The 23,519-nt window shown below is 60.9% G+C and carries 15 protein-coding genes and 3 pseudogenes; 4 read left to right on the top strand and 14 right to left on the bottom strand.

The annotated features are described in order from the left end of the window. Positions 1–35 precede the first annotated feature (35 nt). The 8 genes from ACS5Q1_RS21760 to ACS5Q1_RS21725 form a co-directional block, all read right to left on the bottom strand. Positions 36–1,238 (bottom strand): NAD(P)/FAD-dependent oxidoreductase, encoded by a 1,203-nt coding sequence (locus ACS5Q1_RS21760; protein WP_473100135.1) that lies wholly within the window; start codon positions 1,236–1,238, stop codon positions 36–38. A gap of 25 nt (positions 1,239–1,263) precedes the next feature. Continuing rightward, positions 1,264–1,500, bottom strand: a complete 237-nt coding sequence (locus tag ACS5Q1_RS21755) for a rubredoxin (RefSeq protein ID WP_473100134.1) — start codon at positions 1,498–1,500, stop codon at positions 1,264–1,266. Between the two features lie 61 nt (positions 1,501–1,561). Continuing rightward, positions 1,562–3,232 carry a peptide ABC transporter substrate-binding protein gene (locus ACS5Q1_RS21750; RefSeq protein ID WP_473100133.1) on the bottom strand — a complete coding sequence of 557 codons (1,671 nt, stop codon included), beginning with the start codon at positions 3,230–3,232 and terminating at the stop codon, positions 1,562–1,564. Positions 3,233–3,269: 37 nt separating this feature from the next. After that, complete coding sequence (locus ACS5Q1_RS21745; protein ID WP_473100132.1) at positions 3,270–4,223, bottom strand: ABC transporter permease; 954 nt, start codon at positions 4,221–4,223, stop codon at positions 3,270–3,272. After that, positions 4,220–5,173, bottom strand: coding sequence for an ABC transporter permease (locus tag ACS5Q1_RS21740; RefSeq protein ID WP_473100131.1), 954 nt, complete (start codon positions 5,171–5,173; stop codon positions 4,220–4,222). Before ACS5Q1_RS21740 ends, ACS5Q1_RS21745 begins: the two co-directional genes overlap by 4 nt. 4 nt (positions 5,174–5,177) lie before the next feature. Beyond that, entirely contained in the window at positions 5,178–6,119 is a 942-nt protein-coding gene (locus ACS5Q1_RS21735; protein ID WP_473100130.1) for an ABC transporter ATP-binding protein, read from the bottom strand. A 50-nt stretch (positions 6,120–6,169) separates the two neighbouring features. Then, a complete protein-coding gene (locus ACS5Q1_RS21730) occupies positions 6,170–7,117 on the bottom strand; it encodes an ABC transporter ATP-binding protein (RefSeq protein WP_473100129.1) in 948 nt (315 codons plus the stop codon). A gap of 162 nt (positions 7,118–7,279) precedes the next feature. Next, the gene (locus tag ACS5Q1_RS21725) at positions 7,280–8,641 is read right to left on the bottom strand and encodes a CapA family protein (protein ID WP_473100128.1); all 1,362 of its coding nucleotides are present in this window, start codon (positions 8,639–8,641) and stop codon (positions 7,280–7,282) included. A 550-nt stretch (positions 8,642–9,191) separates the two neighbouring features. Between ACS5Q1_RS21725 and ACS5Q1_RS21720 the strand changes: the two genes are divergently transcribed. Further along, positions 9,192–9,458 (top strand): hypothetical protein, encoded by a 267-nt coding sequence (locus tag ACS5Q1_RS21720; RefSeq protein ID WP_473100127.1) that lies wholly within the window; start codon positions 9,192–9,194, stop codon positions 9,456–9,458. 287 nt (positions 9,459–9,745) lie between these two features. On the opposite strand, the gene ACS5Q1_RS21715 is transcribed toward ACS5Q1_RS21720, so the two are convergent. Continuing rightward, a complete protein-coding gene (locus ACS5Q1_RS21715; RefSeq protein ID WP_473100126.1) occupies positions 9,746–10,780 on the bottom strand; it encodes a bestrophin-like domain in 1,035 nt (344 codons plus the stop codon). A 633-nt stretch (positions 10,781–11,413) separates the two neighbouring features. On the opposite strand from ACS5Q1_RS21715, the pseudogene ACS5Q1_RS21710 reads away from it, so the two are divergent. Continuing rightward, positions 11,414–13,957, top strand: a pseudogene (locus ACS5Q1_RS21710) (arylsulfatase). A gap of 338 nt (positions 13,958–14,295) precedes the next feature. Beyond that, a complete protein-coding gene (locus ACS5Q1_RS21705) occupies positions 14,296–15,123 on the top strand; it encodes an IS5 family transposase (RefSeq protein ID WP_473100125.1) in 828 nt (275 codons plus the stop codon). A 149-nt stretch (positions 15,124–15,272) separates the two neighbouring features. Here the strand turns inward: ACS5Q1_RS21705 and ACS5Q1_RS21700 are convergent, their stop codons facing one another. The 5 genes and pseudogenes from ACS5Q1_RS21700 to ACS5Q1_RS21680 form a co-directional block, all read right to left on the bottom strand. Next, positions 15,273–16,589 carry a hypothetical protein gene (locus tag ACS5Q1_RS21700; protein WP_473100124.1) on the bottom strand — a complete coding sequence of 439 codons (1,317 nt, stop codon included), beginning with the start codon at positions 16,587–16,589 and terminating at the stop codon, positions 15,273–15,275. Between the two features lie 422 nt (positions 16,590–17,011). After that, the gene (locus ACS5Q1_RS21695; RefSeq protein ID WP_473100123.1) at positions 17,012–17,392 is read right to left on the bottom strand and encodes a hypothetical protein; all 381 of its coding nucleotides are present in this window, start codon (positions 17,390–17,392) and stop codon (positions 17,012–17,014) included. A 46-nt stretch (positions 17,393–17,438) separates the two neighbouring features. After that, positions 17,439–19,885 (bottom strand): annotated as a pseudogene (locus ACS5Q1_RS21690) (arylsulfatase). Positions 19,886–20,278: 393 nt separating this feature from the next. Continuing rightward, positions 20,279–21,277, bottom strand: coding sequence for a tetratricopeptide repeat protein (locus ACS5Q1_RS21685; RefSeq protein ID WP_473100170.1), 999 nt, complete (start codon positions 21,275–21,277; stop codon positions 20,279–20,281). A 429-nt stretch (positions 21,278–21,706) separates the two neighbouring features. Continuing rightward, positions 21,707–21,961, bottom strand: a pseudogene (locus ACS5Q1_RS21680) (transcriptional regulator); the annotation flags it as partial. Positions 21,962–22,427: 466 nt separating this feature from the next. On the opposite strand from ACS5Q1_RS21680, the gene ACS5Q1_RS21675 reads away from it, so the two are divergent. Beyond that, on the top strand, positions 22,428–23,273 hold the full coding sequence (locus tag ACS5Q1_RS21675; RefSeq protein WP_473100122.1) for a class I SAM-dependent methyltransferase: 846 nt from the start codon (positions 22,428–22,430) through the stop codon (positions 23,271–23,273). Positions 23,274–23,519: the final 246 nt, after the last annotated feature.

The raw sequence follows: 23,519 nt of genomic DNA, 5'->3' as shown, positions 1-23,519 counted from the left end.
TTCAGTTAAGGATCTTCTTGGATTCTGCACCTGTCTCACGCAAGCACCCGTGGTTCAACGGAAGACAGAACAGCCTCCGCGGCAGCCTCAGGTTGGCCGACAAGATCGGCGAGCGCATTGAACACGTTAGGAACGTTGATCGCCTGCGTCGCAACGATCTGATCGCCGGAGAGACCGAGGGCTATCAGGCCGCCGTCAGGCCGCGGATGATGGATGGATCGGGCCGCCGCGCTTGGCTCGCCCGCCATCTGAATGCGCAATGCGCTCTGGTGCGACCAGGCGCGCGGCACGGTGGGTGCTGGCTGCGGCAATCCTACGATCATGGAGGCCACAACGCGCGCTTGGTCTTGAGCGGGCTGGATCGCCTCGCGCGGGACGTGGCGCCCAAGCGCCGGGTCAAACCACGCGGCGCAATCTCCAAGCGCGAATATCGCCGGATCATCGGTCTGTCCCGTCGCGGAAGCCAGCACACCGTCGCCGGTAGGCAATCCTGCTCTATGAGCCAGGTAATCTTCCGGACTGCTGCCAATAGCCGCGAGCACGGCATCGGCGCACAGCATTTCTCCGTTGGCCAATAAGACTTTGTATGATCCGTCTTTGCGCGAAACGCTGTGAATCTGAGTGTTCAATCGAAACGACAAGCCGCTCCGTTCATGATGCCGCTTCACATGATCCGATACAGGCGGCAGAGCGGTGCGTATCATCACGCGATCGGCGGTATCAATCACCGTAGTCGCGATACCGCGCCGTACGGCACCGGCGGCGACTTCCAGGCCAATCAGCCCGGCACCAATGACGATCAGGGATTGTGCCGTAGCCAACCGATCCATGAACGTCAAGTAGTCACGATGAGTGCGTAGCGTCGGCACGGTGTCAGGGGCGCAGACGGAGGCCGACAACTCCCGCGCCCGGGCGCCCAAGGCCAGGATCAGCTGGTCGTAAGGAAGGCGTGTCCGGTCGGAGAGCTCGACCGACTTTCCCACGCGGTCGATGGCACAGACCGCCCGGCCGAGTGTCAGTTCAATTTCATTGGACGTGTAAAACGATGCTGGACGCAACGGCGTCGTGGATGATGGACGCTCTGCGGTGATCGCTTCCTTCGACAGGGGTGGACGATGGTAAGGAGGCAGATCCTCCGCCGAAATCAGGCGGATGGGGCCCGGGTACCCTGCTGTCCGCAGCGCCATGACCGCGGCGACCGCAGCATGCGACCCACCGGCGACCAGAACTCCCGCCATCTCCATGCTCCCCGAGCGGCGCATTTCAGGAGACGACCTGCATATCGAATTCCGATTTGCGCGCCCCGCATTCAGGGCAGGCCGAATCCTCGGGGATATCCTCCCACCGTGTGCCCGGGGGGATACCGCCGTCGGGATCGCCGATGGCTTCGTCGTAGCGGAAACCGCAGAGCACGCATTCCCAGACCCGTAAATGGATCCGGCTCCAATCGGCGAAGCGCTGCGAAACGCCGAGATAATCGTCGAGAACTGCAATATTCATGGAAATTCGTCTTTCCGCATGCAGCGGGCCGCAAGGCCCGCCGCATCATCAGAAACTGCACTCAACTGCGGCGCCATTCCTCGGCCCAGATATGAAGCGGGTCGAAAGTCCCCTGGCGGAAGTCGACCAGGTCCGGCACCGCCACATAGGCGCGCGCGTAGAAGTACAGGGGCAGCATCGGCAGTTCCTCAGCATAGATCCGCTGCACTTCCGTCCACTTCTTCTTCGACGTCTCGCGGTCGAGCGCCGATTCGAGCTCGGTCAGAGCCGCATCCATCGCCTTGCTGGAATATCCGGAGAAGTTGTTGCCGACGTAGTTGTTATCGGCCTGCGGGATCGCATCGGAGCCGAGCGCGATCCGCGGCGAGGTCGATGGTGAGAAGTCGATCGAGGACATTGCAAGCCCGGTGAACTTGCGTTGCCGCTGGAGAGCACCGTTATACTCGCTGAGCGGAATGAATTTGTTCACGATTTCAACACAGACATTCTTGAGGAGGCCCTGGATGACAAGCGCAATCTGCTCGCGGGTCTGGTTTCCGGCCGTGGTCGCCAGTTTCAGCGAGAGCCGCTTGCCGGACTTGTCCACGCAGATGCCGTCCCTGCCCTGTGTCCACCCGGCTTCCGTCAAAAGCGCGCGCGCACGTTTGGGATCGAAGTTATAAGTGGGCACGTCCTTGTTATAGAACGGATTTGCATTCGACAGGATCCCGTTCGCAACCGCCTGCTGTCCCTCGAAGAGCGCCTTGGTGATCGCCTGACGGTCGATCGCATGCAGCAGCGCCTTTCTGACCCGGACGTCGGCCAGGATCGGATTCTCGAAATTCATCGCGATCCGTTCAAGGTTCGTGCCCTCGTCGATATGATAGGCAAAGCGCTTGGGTGCCCGCTTCAGGAGATCCAACATCTGTGAGAAGCTGATACCGCCTGGGCTTACCGGCACGGCATCAATCTCGCCTGCCAACAGGTTTTGCATCAGGGCCGAAGAGTTGTCGCGATAGCTGAGCACGATCCGCTTCAACTCAGGCTTCTTGCCCGGCCAGTGCGGATTGGGCTCGAAGGTGATGCGGGTGCCGATCTGATAGTCCGTGAGCTTGTAGGAGCCGTTCCAAAGGCCCGGATTCGTAGGATTGGTGTTGTAGAGCGTCTGCTTGACATAGCCATCGAGGGTTGAATTGGCTTTGTAGATCGGCTCTTCCAAATGGGCGGGCAGAACCTGATCCCACGAATTGAAGCTTGGCAGGACCCGGGGAAGGGTCAGAACCACCGTTCTGCCATCGACGATCTCCGCCTTGGAGGCCCGGTCCCAGGGATTGTAGTTGGAGAAGCCGATCTTTCCCTCCAGGGCCATCTGCAGCGTAAATGCAATGTCCCTGGACGTGACCGGGACGCCGTCGCCCCACGCAAGCCCCGGCTTCAGCGTGATCTTCACCTTCATGCCCTTGGCACCGTCGGGCATGTCCACGATCTGTGCCAAGCCGTTCTCCAGCGTGGGCAGCGTCTCGCATAGAACACACTGGTTCACTGCATTCTCATCAAAGGCCGTGATGGGGCGCAGGCCGTAGGTGATCACATTCCGTTTGGTGTTGTTGACCTGGATCAACGGATGAAAGTTGGTCAGGAACTGCAGCTGACCGACCACCAATTGATCCTTTTTGGTCTGGGCAAGGCTGGGTTGGCTCGCGAAGGCCGCGAGCACAGCCGCCATCCCCATCACTATGTTCTGAAAACTCATTCTTGTTCCTCCCTGATTGGCTTGATGTTTTCTGTTGTTATGAAGATCGGCCTTCGCTCTCCGAACGTGGATCGAATGCGTAGCGGACCCCGTCACCCACGAAATTGACCGCCATCACCGTGGCGAAGATCAGAAGCCCGGGATAGACGGCCAGCTCCGGAGCCGAGATGATGAGCTGCTGGGCGTTGGTCAGCATATTGCCCCAGGTCGGTGTCGGGGGAACGATTCCGAATCCGAGGAAGCTCAGCGTCGATTCCAGCAGAATAATGCGCCCAACCGTCAGCGCGGCCGCCACGATCAGAGGCGTTGAGATATTGGGCAGAACATGGACGAAGACATTGTAGGGCTTTCCGGCACCGCTGACAGTGGCGGAGCGAACATAGTCGCGTTCCCGCACCTGGATCGCCCCGGCGCGCGCGATCCGCGCCATCGTCGTCCAGTCCACCAACGCGATGATGATGACGATGCGCAGGAAGACGAACAACGGAGAGGTCGCAGCCTCCGGGCTGAGGCCAAGTTTCGTCAGGTCGATCGCTCCCAATACGATGACGAGCGGAATGAGTGGCAGCGCAATCATGCAATCGGTGGCGCGCATGAGAAAGTCATCCATCCTCCCCCGTACAAAGCCTGCGGTCACGCCGATCGCAATGCCGATGATCGCGGTAAGAAATGTGGCGACTACGCCGACCGCGATGGATACCTGCCCGCCATAAAGAAGCCGTAGAAGAACGTCGCGGCCGAGATCGTCCGTTCCGAGCCAATGTTCCGCCGACGGCGGCTGGAACCTGTAGAGAAGGTTTGTCTCATTCGCATCTATCCCCATCACCAGGCCGAACGGATAGGCCATCGCACAGAGAATGGTCAGCAGGATGATGAAGAACAGAGACACCATTGCCAGGCGATGGGTACGAAATTTCTCGTACCGCATGCGCCAGATGGAGGTTGTATCCACAGCGGGAAGAGTGACGGAATTCAGGCTCGCAGTTGTCATGTCAGAGAAATCCTCGGATCGAGCCATGCATAGGCGAGATCGGCCAGCAGATTGGAAAGGAGCGTCACGACTGTTGCCAGCAACAATCCAATCAGGGCCAGATTGAAGTCGATATTGCCGATGGCGTCGTAGATGATCTTTCCCATGCCAAGCATGCCAAAAATCGTCTCGACCACCAGCGCGCCGGAAAACAGCGACCCAAAGCTAAGGGCGAGCACGGTCACCATCGGAATCAGCGCGTTGCGCAGGGCATGACGGATCATCACAGCTGGCTCCGACAATCCTTTGGCACGGGCCGTGCGCACGAAGTCGGATGACAGGGTCTCGATCATCGAGGCCCGAACGTAGCGCAGGAGCGGGCCGACATAGAACAGACTCAGCACCATCGTCGGCAGAATCATGCGGGCGATTTGCTCGGACAGCGGTGCGTCATTCGAAAGAGGAGTCCCGCTTGCAGGCAGCCAGCCGAGGTTGACCGAAAAGAGGATGATCAAGAGAAGCGAGATCCAGAAGTTCGGCAGAGAAATTGCGGCGAAAGAGAAAAAGCTAATGACGCTATCGACCATTCCATTGGGCCGTCGTGCGGCCAGGGAACCCAGCAGAAGGGCCAGGGGGATGCTGACGATCAGTGTCGCGATCAGGAGCTTACTCGTCTGAGTTAGCGCAGGGAGGAGTACATCCATAACCGGGCGCGAGTAGAGGTTGGAGTAACCGAAGTCCCCCTGCAACGCGGTCGTCAGCCAATGGCCGTAGCGGACGAGCAGAGGCTGGTTCATGCCATAAAGCTCCCGCATCCGGGCGATCGTCTCAGGCGTCAGCGAGGGATTACCCTCCAGCATGTTTTCGATGGGATCGCCGGGCATGAGCCCGATCATGACGAACAGCAGGAAGGACATGATCAGGACGACGAACAGAGCCTGCAACAAACGGGAAATCGTATAGCGCAGCATCGGATCAGTCCTTGAAATGGCACGCGGCGAGCTGACCTGGACGGCCGGGTGCGGGCAATAGGGCCGGCCTTTCCCGGCGGCAAATGTCCTGTGCCCGCGGGCAGCGGGTGTTGAACACGCAACCGGGCGGGGGCGCGAGCGGTGTAGGGATCTCGCCCTTCAGAGCCTGGTGCTTGCGTCGTCCGCGCCCGATGCGCGGCACGGCATCCAGCAGAGCCTGGGTGTAAGGGTGGCTCGGTGTTCGGAAGATCTCATCGCGTGGGGCCACCTCCATCAAGCGGCCGAGGTAGAGAACGGCCACGCGGTCCGCCAGGTGGTGGACCACGCCGAGATCATGGCTGATGAAGAAATAGCTGATCCCGTGTTGATCCTTGATGTCGGCGAGCAGGTTCAGGATCTTGGACTGAATGGACACGTCAAGCGCCGACAGCGGCTCGTCGGCTACGATCAGCTCCGGCTCGCCAATCAGCGCGCGGGCGATGGCGATGCGCTGCCTCTGCCCGCCTGAAAACTGATGCGGATAGCGCCGGGCGGCATCAGCGGGCATGCCGCCCTGCTCCAACACGTTGGCGGCTCGGCCCAGGCGCTCCTTCTGCCCAATGCTGCGCAGACGCAGGGGTTCTGCGACAATCTCACCGACCGTCATTCTTGGGTCGAGTGCGGAGAACGGATCCTGGAAGATGATCTGCGCAGGATTTTCCCCTGGAGCGGCAGCCCGGGAACTGTTGAAGCGAACGTTGCCCGCCGTCTGCTTGCGCAATCCCGCTACGACATAACCGAGCGTGCTCTTGCCGCTGCCGCTTTCACCCACGATGGCGAGCGTCTCGCTCCGTCCGACTTTGAGCGACACGTCCTCAACCGCGCGCAATGACAACGGTGACTGCAGAAAGCCGCTTTTGAGCGGAATATGAACACTGACGCGGTCGATCTCGAGAAGTGCTGTCATGGGGCCACCTTGAAGCAAGCTACGCTGTGGCCCGGTACCACCTCGCGCAGTTAGGGTTCGGTCTGCCGGCATTCGTCGCTAGCGAGGCTGCAGCGGGCAGCGAAGCGGCATCCGGTTTTGGGCACGGACCGGACGCTGCCTTGAATGACGTGGAGCCGCTTCACGGGGTGGTCTGGATCCGGCAGCGTTGCAATCAAACCTCGGGTGTAGGGATGCAGAGGGTTCGCGAACAATTCCTCGGCGGGTGCGTATTCCACGCCCTTGCCCGCATACATGACGAGGATGTGATGAGCGACCTCGGACACAACAGCCAGGTTATGGCTGATGAACTGGATCGCCATGCCGGTTTTGTCTTGTAACTCCACCATCAGGTCGAGAATCTGCGCCTGGATCGTCACGTCGAGCGCTGTGGTCGGTTCATCGGCAACCAGGAGCTTCGGCTTGCATGCCAAGGCCATGGCGATCATCGCCCGCTGGCGCATGCCGCCTGAAAGCTGGTGCGGATAATCCTCGGCCCGACGCGCTGGGGACGGGATGCCGACCGAGGCGAGTAGCTCCACGGCCCGTTCCTTTGCCGCGCGCCGGCTCAGGCTCTCATGAGCGACCAAAGTCTCCGCGATCTGGCGGCCCACGGTCATGACCGGGTTCATCGCCGTCATCGGTTCCTGGAAAATCATGGCAATGTCGCGGCCGCGCAGACGACGCCACTCGGCAGGGGTCAGCCTGGCAATGTCGCGGCCATTGAACACGAGCTGTCCGCTGATCCGCCCGCCGCCCGGCACAAGACCGAGGAGCGCGAGCGCGGTCATGGTCTTGCCGCTGCCGCTTTCGCCTACGATTCCCAGAGTCTCGCCTGGCGCGATGGCATAGCTGAGATTACTGACCACCTCGCTGTGCCCCGTTGCGTTGGGGAACGAAATCGTCAGTCCTCGCACATCCAGAAATGGGGCCGGTCGTCGCATATCCGGGTTTGAACTTGCGGCTGTTCCAACAGACATCTCTCCGATGGATCGCGCAACAAGGGGCTGTCCGGTATCGAAATGCAGATCCACCCGTTTTCCTCCCTTGGCGATTGCCCCGGCCAAGCCGGTCACCGCCTTAAATTCGTGGCCCTGCCGCGTTTCTTCCGCTGCGGTCAGGGCGCATGAGTATGTGCCTGCTTACTGGAGGTCGATGACGCCTACGCCGTCTCTGATCTCCACCTTCGTACCAAACGGCTCCGACAGGCGGCGGTACCGATCGAGAATGCGCACGGCATCCTCACCTTTCGCCATCATTGGACGGCCTTCGGTGTTATGATGCTCGCCCTTGCCTGTCCGGCGGGTCTGGTTGGCCTGAGGAGTGGAGTCATGCCCCATCTCGGCCGGATGCAGGAGGATGCGCTTCACTTTGTGCTCGTCCATTTCCAGCTGGATGATGGCGGAGCTCCACCAAGTATCGGATGGCGTATCGAGCCCCGGGTGAAGCGGATGTGCAGCCGGCGTGAGCATCGGCAGGCGGTCTACATCATGGCCCCAGGCATCGTAGCTGTCGTACGGCACGCGCTGGATGAATTCGGACTGGGCGAAGAAATTGCCAAGACCATAGAAGATCGGCTTGCCATTGTGGATCTCGATGCCAAGCGTGCGGTGCCATCCGTGCCCAACATAGATGTCGGCTCCACCGTCGATGACGGCATGGGCAAATTGCCGGACGAACTGCGGGGGAGTGTCGCCGCGCGGACCGTCGGAGACGCTGAAGTGATGTGCGACGATGACGAGATCTGCCATCGCACGTGCCTCGTCGACGGAACGCAGGTTGCGCTCGAGATCGCGCTGATGGCAGCGGCTGATGATCTCGCAGCGATCGCCGACGAAGAAGGAGTCGGGGTCGCCCCATTGCTGTGACCCCGGGATCTGGATGCCGAACGAACCCGGCCGTCCGTGCTTGGGCGCCTTCGCAATGTTGAGCTTCTTCGCGAAGTCCTTGAGGTTCTCGGCCGTCTGTCCATCGACCATGAACTCGAAGTTCAGGCGCTGCGGATTGACGCCGGGCCGGCCCCGCAGCCCACCCTTGGGCAGACTGGCCCACATGAAATGCTGATTGCCCGAGCTGGTGGAGACGAGCGCAACGCGGCCGTTCTTCTTTTCGACATAGCCAGGCTCGCTCGCCAATTCGAGATCGGCCCCGGTACCGGCTGTGACGATGCCGGCGTCCTTCATGTACTTCTTGGTGGCCAGAAGTCCCTCTGGGCCAAAGTCGTAGCTGTGGTTATGAGCCGTCGACATGATATCGAAACCGACCCACTTTAGATCCTTGGCGATCTCGGGGTCCGACATCATGAAGCTGCCGATCCCCTGGCCACGCGCTGGCCATTTGAGCTCGTCGTACTCGGCGAAATTCATCTCGAGGTGGCCGTAAGTGACGTCGGCATCCTTGAGCAGTTCGCCCACCTTCAAGAACTCAGGTTCGTCATGCATTGCAAACGGTCGGCTCAGCATGCACTCGCCCGCCAACGCCACTTTCCAATTGCGCGTTTTCATTCGTCCTCCCCTCGTCTTCTGGACATGCGCGGGGGCTGCCAAAAGCTGGTGGCAGACGCTGGCCCGCTGGTGATCCGGCAGGCTTGCGCCCGCAGCCTAATATTGTTTCATCCTCCCGCAGCCTGTCGTTCGTCTCGGGCTCGGTTGCAAAGAAGCTAACAAGGCCCACGTGGTGTCACTAGGCGGCCCGACATACTTTCAGTTATGCCGTTTTGTTATGGCCTGCCGCGTCGGGAGCAGCGCAAGATGTGTTCTTGATTGAGCGCTAAGCCGGCCGGAGGAGGTTGCGGAACCCGCGCACTGCTGTTGAGATCCATCCGTGTCGAATCCTGTGAGTGAGTCCCTGGCGAGCGATCCCGCCATGCCGAGTCCGAGAGTGGTCATCGCCACGCTCGGGAATCACGCAGATCCTTGCCTGGGGGCTCCTCTTCTATCTGCCTGCCGTGCTCGCGCAGCCGGTCGCCGCCAACACCGGAGGTTGCTCGGCTGGGTCGTGTTGCACCGGGCGGCCTGTTCCTGAATTAGCTTTCCGAGCCTTGAGGAGCGAGGGATGATGAGTGAACGCATAGGACGTCATGAGGTTGAGCGCAGCAGGATGGCCAATAACTCGGTTGCCACGAAGAGCGTCGCCATTGGAATGGCCCGGATAGGAGCTTCCTCAGTGGGCGCCGTGGCACTCGGCGCTGTGGCACTTGGCGCATTGGCGATTGGTGCGCTCGCGATTGGACGACTGGTGGTCGGAAGAGCGCGGATCAGCCGCGTGGAGATCGATGAGCTTGTGGTTGGGAAGCTTGTTATCCGCGATAGGCAGCCATGATGCATAGGATTGGAATCCAAGCCCGCCATGAGACCGGCCATTGTCGGGCGGATCGGATACGGGAGCCGGTTCGACTACACGGCCATCGGCAGCGTCGTGAACCGCGCCGCGAGGCTCTGCGCGTCAGCATCGGATCGGGAGATTTTGCTGGATATCAAAATCGCCGAAGCCGTGAGCGGCAAACGCGCCCTGATCCCGCTCGGAGCCCGCCTGCTCAAGGGCTACGACGAAGAGATTCCCGTGTTCGGCCTATCCTCTGACGAGCGGGCTCGACTTGAACAGTTGCACTACGGTGATGGCAGCCTCGCGGCCCTCACCAGCGAAGCCGGTGAGACGCTCGTTTCTCCTCTGAACGGTGAATCCATCACCAGGATCAAAGCAATAACCAACCCGATTGCCCCCATGTGGAAGGCGATCAGCGTCATTCCGAAGGCGTCCAGTTTATGGCGCCCGTTCATGATCATTGCGCCGATGATGAAGACGGCCATCACCCACCAGAACACCGGGGGCACACTCTTCGTGGCGAACTCGAGTCGGCTCTGGCGCAGATCCTCCAGTTTCTCCACGTAACCTCGTAAGGCACTGGCGGCTGCGGGATTGTCCGCTGCCACCGTGTTGACCTGTGCTACGAGCAACGCCAAGGCACGATCTGTTTCCTCCGCAAGCGACGGATTATGCTGGGCGAGCAGCTCCCACTCTGCGGAGACCGTCGACCTGACATAGTCCTTAACGCGCTCACTCGCGGTTGACGCCTCCTTGGTCCCCAAAGTCTGGAGGTCTCGAACAAGCCGCGCGATGACCGAAGCCTCCCGAAGCTCCGCGTCATCAGCCTTCCCGAGATTGGAGCGGACTTCCGTCAGCACCAGAGCAAGAACGAAAACGGAGAATGCCAGAAGGCTTCCATGGACCACATCGGCCAGTTTGCTGTGGCTCTCGAACGCCTCGTCGTGGGGTGAAAAGAAAAGCCGCCGCGAGATCAGGGCGAGAACAAGGGCGAGACCGGCGGTGCAGACCACTCCCCCGACGAGAATGACCGCATCACTGCTATTAGCGATCAGCTTGTATAACCAGTCCATGATCTCTACCGTCTCCGCAATCAGGTGGAGGATGACGTCCTCATCGCGCCCCGGTATCTTCACCCGGAGGAATTGCACGTCATGCTCGCCGCCGAGGAATGCTACCTCAAGAACCCGGCCATTCGTGCCAGATATTTTGATGGTCGCCAACGGGCGGATCGAGCTGCCGTCACGGTACTCGCGTCTGACCGGCTGTAGCGGCGTGTGGTGAAAGCAGATCTTCGCACCGCGACTACGCCAGCCCACCACACTCCGTTCAACGATATAACCGACGGCGTGCGGGATCTGTGACGGCTTCGAGCCGCATGGGCAGTGCCGCGACTACTTCAACGCCACTGGCCATGGATCCGTGTGAACGTCCGCTGCTCCAGCGCATCGTAAGGAAAAGTGGATCCGGTTTTCAGTGACGCGGACCTCCGATTCCGCTCTCAACGATGCGCTCTTCAAGGTCTGGAGCATCGGCCCCGAAAGTGGGTCCACTTTCGGGGCCGATGCTCCAGGGGGCAGGCGGTGGCGTTCGCCGACTTTTCGGAATGTCTGGTGCTTCCCGCGTGAGTGGACATTCGGCTCACTTCCGCCTTGTGCCATAAGCTGCTCTTCCTGTTGACCTCAACACAGTTGCGATGTGCGTCGTCTGGTCAGGCTAAGGCCAGACCTCCGACCCATCACGCCCGAGGCACCGGATGGGGAACTCTTTAGGTTTAGCGGCAGGCACCTGTCTTATCCTGTCAAGCCAATGTCCCGTCCGATCAAGCATGCTCCCGCGAACTGATGTTCATTGCGCACCTAAGACGTCACGCGCCCCTGAATCGAGGATGATCCCCTTCGCCTTGCTCGTCGGGCGGTTGATCGGCCGTCTTCCACAGGAGGATCCTGGGCATGAAGGAAGCCATATCATTCGCCCTTTCCCTCGCCACTGCCAGCCTTCTGGCCATCTCCGTAGCCCAGGCTCAACAGACCACCGGCACGCCAGGGGCACCGGATGCGACCACCACCATCGACGGACGGCAACTCCCCGCACCGGACCCCCAGTTCGGCGGCGTGATCAGGGACGACGCCTTGCAGTCCACGCCGTGGTGGGCGCCGCGTATCGTGCCGCCGCAAGGCGCGCCCAACGTCCTGCTGATCATCACCGACGATGCCGGCTTCGGGGTGCCCAGCACCTTCGGCGGGGTCATCCCGACGCCAGCGCTGGATCGCGTCGCCAATCAAGGCCTGCGCTACAACCGCATGTTCTCTACCGCGCTGTGCTCGCCCACGCGCGCGGCGCTCATCACTGGGCGCAACCACCATTCGGCCGGCTTCGGCGTCATCTCCGAGCAGTCCACGGGCTTTCCCGGCTACAACAGCATCATCGCCAAGGACAAGGCCACCATCGGCCGGATCCTCAAGGACAATGGCTACGCCACCTCCTGGTTCGGCAAGGACCACAACGTGCCGGCCTTCGCGGCCAGCCAGGCCGGGCCGTTCGACCAGTGGCCGACCGGCATGGGCTTCGAGTACTTCTATGGCTTTGTCGGCGGCGACGCCAACCAATGGCAGCCGAACCTTTTCCGCAACACGACGCAGATCTATCCGTTCGAGGGCAAGCCGGTCGGAAGCTGGAATCTGGTCACCGCGATGGCCGACGACGCCGTCGACTACGTGAACCGGATGCACCAGATCCAGCCGGGCAAGCCGATCCTCGTCAAGTATGCGCCCGGTGCCACGCACGCGCCGCACCACCCGACCAAGGAATGGGTGGACAGGATCAGCCGGATGAAGCTGTTCGACGAGGGCTGGAACAAGGTGCGCGAGCGCATCTTCGAGAACCAGAAGCGGCTCGGCGTGATCCCCAAGGACGCCACGTTGCCACCTTGGCCCAAGGACGTGCTGAAGGAGTGGGATGCGCTCTCGGCCGACGAGAAGAAGCTGTTCATTCGCCAAGTCGAGGTCTTCGCTGCCTATGTGGCCTACAGCGACCACGAGATCGGACGCGTGATCCAGGCCTTCGAGGACATCGGGCAGCGCGACAACACGCTGATCATCTATATCAACGGCGACAACGGCACCAGCGCCGAGGGCGGTCCGAAGGGGACACCCAACGAGGTGGCGTTCTTCAACGGTCTGAACGAATTGCCTGTCGACGTTCAGATGAAGTTCTACGATGTCTGGGGCACCGAGCAGACCTACAACCATATGTCTGCCGGCTGGTCATGGACCTTCGACACGCCGTTCTCATGGTTCAAGCAGAACGCCTCGCAGCTCGGCGGCATCAACCAGAACATGGCCGTGTCATGGCCGGCGCGCATCAAGGACAAGGGCGGGTTGCGTGAACAGTTCGTGCACGTGAGCGACATCGTGCCGACGATCCTCGAGGCCGCTGGCATTGGCGCGCCGGACATCGTCGATGGCATCCAGCAGGCGCCGATCGAGGGCACAAGTTTCGCCTACACGTTCGATGCGGCGAACGCTTAGGCGCCGTCGCGGCACACGACGCAGTACTTCGAGATGATGGGGCAATGGGCGCTGTACCATGACGGCTGGTTCCTGAGCACCAAGGTCAATCGCGCTCCGTGGGAGGCGTTCGGCGCAGCCAATCCCGACCCGCTGAACAATCAGGTGCTCCAGCTCTACGACCTCAATACGGACTTCAATCAGACCACCGACGTGGCTGAGAAAAATCCGCAGAAGGTCGACGAGCTGAAGCAGCTATTCGTCGCGGAGGCGAAGAAGTATCAGATGTTCCCGATGGATGCTTCGGTCGCCGCGCGCATTGTCGCTCCTCGGCCGAACATCACGGCGGGGCGCTCGGAATTCGTCTATACCCGGCCGATGACCGGGCTGCCGCAGGGCGACTCGCCGCTGCTGCTGAACACCTCCTATACGATCACGGCCGACATCGAGGTGCCGCCGGGAGGCGCCGAGGGGATGATCCTGACCTCGGGCGGGCGCTTCGCCGGCTACGGCTTCTATCTGCTCCAGGGCAAGCCGGTGTTCCTGTGGAATCTCGTCGACCTGAAACGCGTCAAGTGGGAGGGCCCGGACGCCCTCGCACCCGGCAAGCACACGCTGGAATTCGACTTCAAGTACGACGGTCTGGGCGTCGGCACCCTTGCCTTCAACAACATGAGCGGCGTCGGTCGCTCCGGCACCGGCACGCTCAAGGTCAACGGCAAGGCGGTGCAGACGATCGCGCTGCCGCAGACGCTGCCGATGATCCTGCAATGGGACGAGTCCTTCGACATCGGCTCGGACACGCTCACCGGCGTGAACGACGCCGATTACAAGCCGCCTTTCCCGCTGACCGCGAAGTTGAGCAAGCTATCGATCAAGGTGGATCGGCCGAAGCTATCGCCTGACGACATCAAGAAGCTGGAGAGTGCACAAGCCGTCGCAGTGGACGGCACGCCGCTGACGCGCGTCCAACCAGGGCCTCATTAGCCGGGCACGCCAATCCGCGCCGCGCGACCGCTCCAGGCGCAGACCGGGCAGATGGGTCCGATCTGCGCTCGCCGCTAAAGACGTAAAGACACCGAGGAAGCCGTCAGATGTTGGACAGCTTTCGACGCGAACCCATCGAAGGCGGCCACATCGACCATCTCCTCTGGGTCAGATTTTCACATTCCGGTCTCTGAATGAACGTCAGCTCCTACCCGCCTAAGCGGACCAGTGGCTTTGGCCCGGGGAGTGCCAGGAAGAGACGTTCCGAGTTTCTATGATTGCCTCACTTTCAACGCTAGAGGGTGTCTGGAAAATCGGGTTGAGCCCATCTGAAGGGCATGACAGCCCTCAACTACGACACCGACCTGAGCAATGCGGAGCGGGCGATTCTGGCGCCGCTCCTTGCCCCCACAACCCGCCGCGGACGCCCGCGCAAGCACGATCTGCGGGTGGTGCTGAATGCCATCCTCTACGTCCTGCGCAGCGGAGAACCCTGGCGTCTGCTGCCACACGAGTTCCTGCCCTGGCAGAGCGTGTATGATCACTTTCGACGATGGCGCCAAAGGGGGATCTGGCGCTCGATCAATGATGGCCTGCGCACCCGAGCCCGGATGCTGGCCGGCCGCACTCCGCAACCGCACGCCGCCATCATCGACAGCCAGACAGCCCGGAGCAGCGAGGCTGGTGGGGTACGCGGTTACGATGGTGGCAAGCGGATCTCCGGCCGCAAGCGCCATCTGGTGGTCGACACGCAAGGACTAATCCTACACGTGTTGGTGCATCCGGCCGACGTGCATGACCGTCGCGCGGCGGAAGCCGTGTTAGTCGAGTCGAGAGGCCGCTACCCCGAGGTGGAATGCCTGTTTGCCGACATGGGTTATCAGGGGCTGGCCACCTGGCTCTCTGCTGAACTCGGATGGATGCTCCTGATCGTGAAGCGACCACGTCGTTGGGTGCGCGTGCCGGCCGACCAGCCCGCACCCGAGATGCCGGCCGGTTTTTCTCTTCTGCCTCAACGCTGGATCGTCGAACGCACCTTCGCATGGCTGATCCGGAACCGGCGCTTGGCGAAGGATTGGGAACGCCTCTCGGCCACAACCGAGACGTGGATCTATCTCGCGATGTCCCGCCTCATGACCAAAAGATTAGCCCATGCAGCAGCTTAATTTCCAGACACCCTCTAGCGCATCGGACCCATTAGTGGACTCCACTTTGGATCCGATGCTCTGGAGGCGCACGCAAAGGCAGTACTGGGCCAGACCTTCGCATCACATCATTCTCAGCACCGCTCCGACCTGAAGCGCTTCCATGATCCTCACAGCGTGAAGTATTCGCGAGGGTGTGAGTCCGCCGGGCCGGGATTGATGTCGATCACGCTCGGCTTCTGACTGCCTGAAGAAAGCCCATAGAGCTCACGGCCTTGATCATGCGAGCTGGCCGTGAAGTAAAGTCTGCCGTCGAGCGCGGCAAAGTCCGTCGGGGAAGAATCGTCCGTTCCCGGATTGATGTCGACCAGCGTGGGCTTCGTCTTGCCGGAAGAGATCCGGTAGAGTTCGTTGCCATGCTCCTCAGAGTTGGCCGAGAAGTAGAGACTGCCCTTGAAGACGGTCAGGTCGAGTGGGGCGGAGTCGGCTGGTCCTGGGTTGATATCGATCAGGATTGGCTCAGTGCTGCCGCGGGGAAGGCGATAGAGTTCGGTACCATGCTCTTCCGTCCAAGCCGTGAAGTACAGGCTTCCCCGAAAGGCGGTAAGATTGGTCGGGAAGGAATAGGTCTGACCTTGGTTGATATCGATTATGGTCGGCGTCCTGCTTGCACCGTCGAGATAAGAGAGCTCCGTCCCGGTCTCTGCACTGAATCCGGCAAAGTAGAGCTTGCCATCAAACTTCTCGAAACCGCTAAAGTAGGTGGAGAACGATCCTGCCGGACCAGGGGTCATGTCGATCAGAACGGGCTTCGTGCTGCCGGGGGACAGCCGATACAACTCAGTCCCACTCTGCGGCGTATCTGCGGTGAAATAGAGATGCCCCCTGTACTCCGTGAAGTCTCCGAAGATCCCCGGCATCGAACTCTTCTCGCCGGGATTGATGTCGATCACGGTTGGCTTGCTGCTGTCGGCAGAAAGGCGATAGAGTTCCTCCCCCCGCGCCTCCGTGAAGGCGGTGAAGTACAGGCCCCCCTTATAAGTCACGAAGTTCTTTGGGTCCGAACCCACGTGATACGGATCGGACCTGCTTTGGTCGGGATTGATATCGATCAGAGTCGGCACATTGCTCTCAGGAGAGAGACGATAGAGTTCGGTGCCGTTCGCTGCCGTGGTGGCGGCGAAGTAAAGCTGTCCCTTGTAGACGGTGAAATTGTGTGGATATGAGCTCTCCTGGCCGCGCTCGATGTCGATCAATGTGGGTTTGGAGCTTCCGGGAGAGAGGCGATAAAGCTCATAGCCGTGTCCCGGAGCATAGGCCGAAAAATAGACCTGGCCTTTCAGAGCCGTGAAGCCGGTAGGATCCGATCCCTCCTGACCCGGAACGAGATCGATCAGGGTCGGCCGCGTGCCTCTCTGAGGGAGATAATAGAGCTCTGCTCCGTGCTCTTCCGTAGTCGCGTTGAAGTAAAGCAATCGCTTGGACATAAAATATCCTCCTCAACGAATTGACTGAAATCCCTGATGCCCACATGGGCTGAAATGGATTGTGGCTTGCTGCGGACGGCACCTCCTAAGATCTTCGCGCTCCTAGAACCGTCGAGGGCTGTGCTCATTGTCGAGCGAACCAGCACATCGGATATGCTCTCACACTCGCTCACGTTCTTTGAGCCTTCCGTCGGCCAAATCACCCCAAATAGAAAGTCAACAATCCTGAAGCGATCTGTTTTCATGCGCTGGACTGCCGATAAGGCAGGCTTGAAGTCAATGATGGTGCTTGCCGTCCCGGCGAGTCAGGTGAGTCGGTAACGGCTGCGATTTGGATGGATTCCGGTGGTGTCGGAGCCATTCTTGCATCGGGCCTTCAGTGATGCCCTGTCCGAACTCTTTCCCGGATCAAGGATTGCTCTTCAATTCAATGTATCACCGGCCGACTGTTGGGCGCTGACCAGCCAGACACGTCCAAGAAAGACTGACAGGATCGCGTGCACGGCAACCGCCGGCCACAGCAGCACACCGGTCCCATCGCCTGCGATGCCGAGGTAGGCGAGGTACAGGGCAACAAGCGTACTGTAGGTCAGCATGCCAACCAGCGGCGGACCCGGCCAGCACGCGATCCCCAGTCCGATCAGCGCGAGGCCGGCCACGCGTGCCACCGACGCGGCGACGCCGACGAGTTCCTCACCGAGCAGCAGCTGCCCCACGAGCGACGGAACAAGCAGCAACGCCATGCCGGTCGCCGCTTCAGCGACAGCGGCGGCTATCAGTACCCGTTGCGTCGCCCCGATCATGCTTGGCCCCTCGCGCTTCCATCCTGGCTGGAAACGACTGCTTCTCTCAGGGATTGGCCTCCGCACGCTTTTCCGGTTCAAGCCTGAAGGTCAGCCTGTTGATCTTGCCCGTGAACTTGAATGGCGTGTCGTAGCGATACTCCAGCAGCGCAACCGGCGTACGGGTATCCTGACCGACGTCGAAGGCTTCATCCTCCAGGAACGTGACAGGGGTCGTGTGGTCCAGGGAATTCCGCACCACCTCCTTGCCGTCCACCGACAGTACGCCCGTCCCGCCCTTGCCAAACCCGGCCGCATCTGCCTTGAAGTCGAACAGGATGGTGTGCCTGCCGGGCTCCAGCTCAGGCCCTTCCCATGTCGTGCGCTTCAGGTCGAGCAGGTTGTACAGGAACACCACCTTGCCCCGGCCGACGCCGAATTCGCCCTTGCTCAGGAACAGGCCGTAGCCGCCGAAGCGCCCGCCCTGGGTCACGATCATGCCCTCCGCGCCACCCGCAGGAATCTCGACCTCAGCCGTGATGCTGTAGGACTTGTCCAGGATGTTCGGCGCGCCGCTGGCGAGCACACCGCTCAGCTCACCTGAATACGTGAAGACCTTGCGCCCCGCCGTGAGGCTCGGACGCGGCGTGGTGAAGCGCGCGAGCGTGGAGTTGTCGAGCGGCAGCACGTCGTGCTTCTTCGCCTCGGCATAGAACAGGTCCTGCATCTGCTTGAGCTTGTCCGGCATCCGGGTGGCGAGATCGTTCGACTGGGTCGGGTCCTCCTGGACATTGTAGAGTTCCCAGTTGTAGCCGGTGATCACGTCCGGGGGCATAGCGGTGCTCGGCTCCCAAGGGAGCGAAGCCGGGGTCGTGGCAGCCACCCACCCCTCCTGATAGGTCGCGCGATTGCCGAGCATCTCGAAATACTGAGTGGTGTGCCGGGTCGGGCCCTTGGCGTTCGCCTGGTCCCATGTGTAGGTCATGCTGATGCCGTCGATCGGACGCTGCTTGATCCCGTTGATCGTGTCGGGTGCCGGGATTCCGGTTGCCTCGAGGATCGTCGGCACGATGTCGATGACGTGGTGGAACTGGCTGCGGATGCCGCCGAGATCGTGATGTGCCCGGGCCAGGACATCGCCACGCCCTGGGCCGTCCCGCCGAAGTGCGACGCAATCTGCTTCGTCCACTTGAACGGCGTGTCCATGGCCCAGGCCCAGCCGGCGGCAAAGTGTGGGAATGTCCGTTCCGAGCCCCAGAACGGGTACCAGAGGTACTGGTCCTTCACCGGCACAGGAACGCCGTTGAAGGTGGTGAACTCGTTCGGTGTGCCGTTGAGCATGCCTTCGGGGCTCGCGCCGTTGTCGCCGGAGATGCAGATGATCAGCGTTTCATCGAGCTTACCCATGTCCTCGACCGCCTGGATGACCCGGCCGATCTCGTGGTCCGTGTAGGCAAGGTACGCCCCGTAGACGTCCGCTTGCTTGGTAAAGAGCTTCTTCTCCTCCCAGCTCAACGCATCCCACTGCGGCAGTTCCTTCGGCCACGGCGTCAACTGCGCATTGGCGGGCATGATGCCCAGCCGCTTCTGGTTGGCGAAGACGGTCTCGCGCAGCTTGTTCCAGCCCTCGTCGAAGAGGCGCATGTCGCTGATCTTCTTGATCCACTCCGGCGTCGGATGATGCGGAGCATGCGTGCCGCCCGGCACGTAATAGACGAAGAACGGCTTGTCGGGCGCGATCTCGTTGAGTTCCTTCATGTATCGGATCGCATCGTCGGCCATGGCGGTGGTCAGGTTCCAGCCGGGATTGCCCTGGAAGGGATAGATCGCCGTGGTGCTGAGGAACAGGTTGGGCTGCCACTGGCTGGCGTCGCCCCCGACGAAGCCGTAAAAATACTCGAAGCCCATGCCGATCGGCCACTGGTCGAACGGTCCGGCCTGGGTCGCCTGATAGAAGGGCGTGTTGTGGTTCTTGCCGAACCACGAGGTCGCATACCCATTCTCCTTCAGGATGGTGCCGACGGTACCAGTCTCCTTCCGGATGACCGTGTCGTACCCTGGGAACCCCGTGGCCATCTCGCCCACGACCCCGGTACCGGCCGTGTGGTGATTGCGCCCGGTGATCAACGCCGCCCTGGTTGGCGAGCACAGCGCCGTGGAGTGGAAGTTCGTGTAGCGCAGCCCGCTATTCGCAATGCGGTCCAGGGCCGGTGTTGGAATGACGCCGCCGAAGGTGCTGGGTGCGCCGAATCCGGCATCATCCGTCATGATCAGCAGCACGTTAGGCGCGCCTTGGGGCGGCACGACGCGCGGTGCCCACCACGCCGTCGACTCCGAGGCCTGTTCCCGGATCACGCCGCCGAAGGCCGGATCGGGCGGCGGCAGTTGCCTGCCCCCGATGGTCGTTGTGGCGCCGGGCGAGCCCGGCGTGCCGGTCACCGGCTGGGCCTGGGCGATGGAGATGGTCAGGACGCTGGCCGTGATCAGGGAAAGGCTGAGAGCTGCCGCTTTCATGTCCACGCTCCCAGGCTCAATGGGGAGGCTCGCGGGGGAGGCCCGCGGGCGATGCCCCTCCTGCCCCGGACCAGCCGGTAAACTGAACACTACGCTGAACCTTGAGGGCTTCTTGATCGGGTGGGACATCCTCTTGACAGAACCGGACAGGTGGTCAGCGCTTTAAGGATGTCGGCCGTTGCACGACCGTGGTTGGCTGCCACCAAAGAACATTGCTTCCCAAACGATAGAGCAGTTCCGGCGCTAGCGTCCGTGTCGGTTCAGACCCTGAAGGTTCCCTACCTTCACAAAGGTCCGCTTACGCTGGGCGAGCAGACCGAAGCACTGCTTCCGAGAGGCGCCAGAACCTACTGCTGAGCAAAACGGGCTTGTCGAGTTGCGGTGCGGCTGTCCCTAGTTCGAGTCCATCCCTATGCGCCGAGCTGCCTCTTGGAACAGAACCTCGTCCTCTCGTGCGAACCGCATTGCAGTGAGAAAGTCGCGAACATCATAACGAGGGAGTGTTCTATGAATGGCGGTGAGATACTCACGTGCCTGATCAATCCGCCCGGCCAGGGCTAATGATAATGCCGCAATCGCCAGGATATGAGCATGCGCGTTTGGTCGAGTGGCCGCATCCACGCTCCAGCGCGCGGCTTCCTCGAAGTTGCGTTGACGGATGAGAGCCATGGCCCGGGCGCCAAGCATGCCAAACAGCATCGGGTCGAAGGGGCTGAGACGACGCGACTGATCGGATGCCGCGATAGCCGTGCCTGGATTGCCAACCTGAGAATGGACGAACGCCAGCGTATAATGCCCCTGCGCAAAGTTGGGGCTCAGGTCGACACTCGTTTCCAACTCGCGAAACGATTGGTCATAGCTACCGCGCAGCCAAAGTGCCCTGCCCATCGCCCAATGGGCAGCCGGATCGCGATCATCGACCATGAGGCTTTGTCCGGCTGCCTCAAAGGCGCGGTCGACCTCAGGCTGGCGCTCCGCCCAACCCTGAAACGCCTTCTGGAAATGGGTGAAGGACAACCCAGCATAGGCTCGTGCAAAGGTTGGGTCGAGCCCGACGGCTATTTCGAAGAAGCGCTGCGCCTGTTCGTTGTCCATCCTGTTGAACCGGTACATATGCCATAGGCCGCGGTGATGGGCCTCCCAGGCATTCAGTGAATTTGGCGGCTTGAGAATGGCGCGATTGCGCTCCACCGCTTCAACTTCGCTGGCAATCGCGGCCACGATTCTGTCGCCGATTTCGTCCAGGACGAGGAAGGCATCATCAACAGAGTGGTTGAAGATTTCAGCCCAGACAATTCGCCCGCTTTGCACCTCCGAGAGCTCCACTTGCACCATCAGGCGGCTGCCATCGCGACGTAGCAATCCGCTGACGACATACTCGACATTCAGCATGCGTCCCGCCTCGTGGGGTGGGATGTTCCTGTCATGCAGAGCAAAAGTTGTCCCCTGTGCAATGACGAACAGACTCCGGAGCTTGGCAAGTCGAGTGATGACGTCATGGACGAGAGCGTCGGAGATTCCGCCCCGAAAACACGGTGAGCTGGATTGGTCAGTGAATGGCATAACTGCAATGGAGCCGCGGTGGGGTGCGGCGGGCGAGATCTGCACGACTGCTTTAGCCGCCGGCTCCGAGATGATGGTCGCGTGAGCTGAGAGCGGGCGTGCTGGCTGGGTCCTTGTAGATTGCCAAGCGTGGCGGAGAGGAGCACTATCCAGACTCTCGGCTTCAAACAGCCGGACGATTGCCTCAAGGTGATCCTTCCCTTCCTGAAAACGCTGCTGCCGGGCAAGGACCTGGAGAAGACGCACATGAACCCGCTCGTCCAGTGGGGAGAGCGAGGCCCAGCGGTTCAAGTAATCGAGAGCCTCATCATCAGTGAGGCGCTCAACAAGGTGTTCCAGAACATGTATCTGGAAGCTGCGGATTCGACGACGTTGTGCCACGAGCCAGGTGTTGAAGTTCGGGCTGCGATCCAGTTCCAAGCCCTCAAGAAACTCGTCTCCGAACCCGTCAGCAATTCTGCGCAATTGCTCCAAGGAATGGGCGGCGATGCCCAAATCTGCTGCTCGGATCATCTGCAAGGCGTCGACCTGGCATCCATCCAGATCAAGCGCTACAGCATCCGCTTCAGTCCTCACCCTGCACTTTCCGGGCTCATTGACGAGGCGGCGGATCTTGCTGAGGCACCAGCGCAGTTCCCCTCTGGGATCGTTCGGGACGTCCCATAGCAACTCGCAAAGGTGGCTTCGCGCCACGGCATTCGCGGAAAGTGCCAAATAGGCGAACAAGGCCCGCACCTTACGTGATGCCGGCAGCGCTATTGAGACATCGTTGCGTGATATGGTCAAAGGCCCAAGCATCCGCACCACGTAGGACGCGGAACCTCGGAGATCCCCCGAGATGGACGATTCCACGGCCGTTTCCACGCTGCCTACCACGTTCACCTCCACGGGCGGCTGCTACGGTCTCTTCCATAGGGCCTTAAGCCTTCCGGCTCGCCAGAACCAAAGGCCGGCTCGTCAACACCCAGGGAGGCCTGTCATGGCTGATGCCGCTGTCACGATAAACCAGGACCCACAATCCGTCCAACCGGACCTGAATGCTCTCAAAGCCCGCCAGCAGAGTGCCTGGTCGTCCGGAGACTATGCTGTCGTTGGAACCACTCTCCAGATCGTGGGCGAGGAGCTTTGCGAGGCGCTCGACCTTCGCGCAGGTCAACAGGTGCTCGATGTGGCTGCAGGCAACGGAAACGTCTCGCTTGCGGCCGCGCGCAGGTGGTGTGATGTCGTTGCTACGGATTACGTGCCTTCTCTCCTCGATCGGGCACGGGAGAGGGCTCAAGCCGAGGGTCTACCCATCGCCTTCCAGGAGGCGGATGCAGAAGCTCTGCCGTTTGCGGATGAGAGCTTTGATGTGGTGGTGTCCACCTTCGGTGTCATGTTCACTCCAGACCAGGATCAGGCCGCATCGGAACTGCTCCGAGTGTGCAAACGCGGAGGCAGGATCGGGCTCGCGAACTGGACACCGGACGGCTTCATCGGTCAGCTGTTCAAGACGGTTGGCAAGTACATGCCCCCTCCGGCGGCAGTGCGGCCGCCCTCTCTCTGGGGCAACCGTGAACGCCTTGATGAGCTGTTCGGCCGGCAAGCCGCGTCGATCCAAGCCAATGAGAGGCACTTTGTATTCCGCTACCGGTCGCCTGAGCACTGGTTGGATGTGTTCCGGAACTATTATGGACCGGTTCTCAAGATCTTTGCGGCGCTTGCACCTGATGCCCGAGGAGCTCTCGAGAAGGACCTGCTGCACTTAACCGCCGAGTTCAATCGCTCAGGCGACGACACTATGGTCGTTCCCAGCAAATACCTTGAAGTGGTGATTATTCGTTAGTTCCAAGCTTGGCATTTAGTTCCGGAGCAAGGAGCGAAATCTCGGGTCAAAACCGCGCAATTGCTACAATCAGGAAGGTCAGCTTAGACAGTCTAAGCTGACCTAGATGCTATGTCCGAGAAGTGCCGATTTCGTTGAAAAAGTCGTCGTGATTGGCGGTGGATCATGATTCCCTGATGGTGCATTCTCAGCGGAGGATCCGGTCATGATGGGCGAGCGTCTCGTGATGCAGGAGAGCCTGTTCTA

The organism is Microvirga sp. GN3, assembly GCF_055792825.1.
This window is presented reverse-complemented; position numbering and strand designations above follow the sequence as displayed.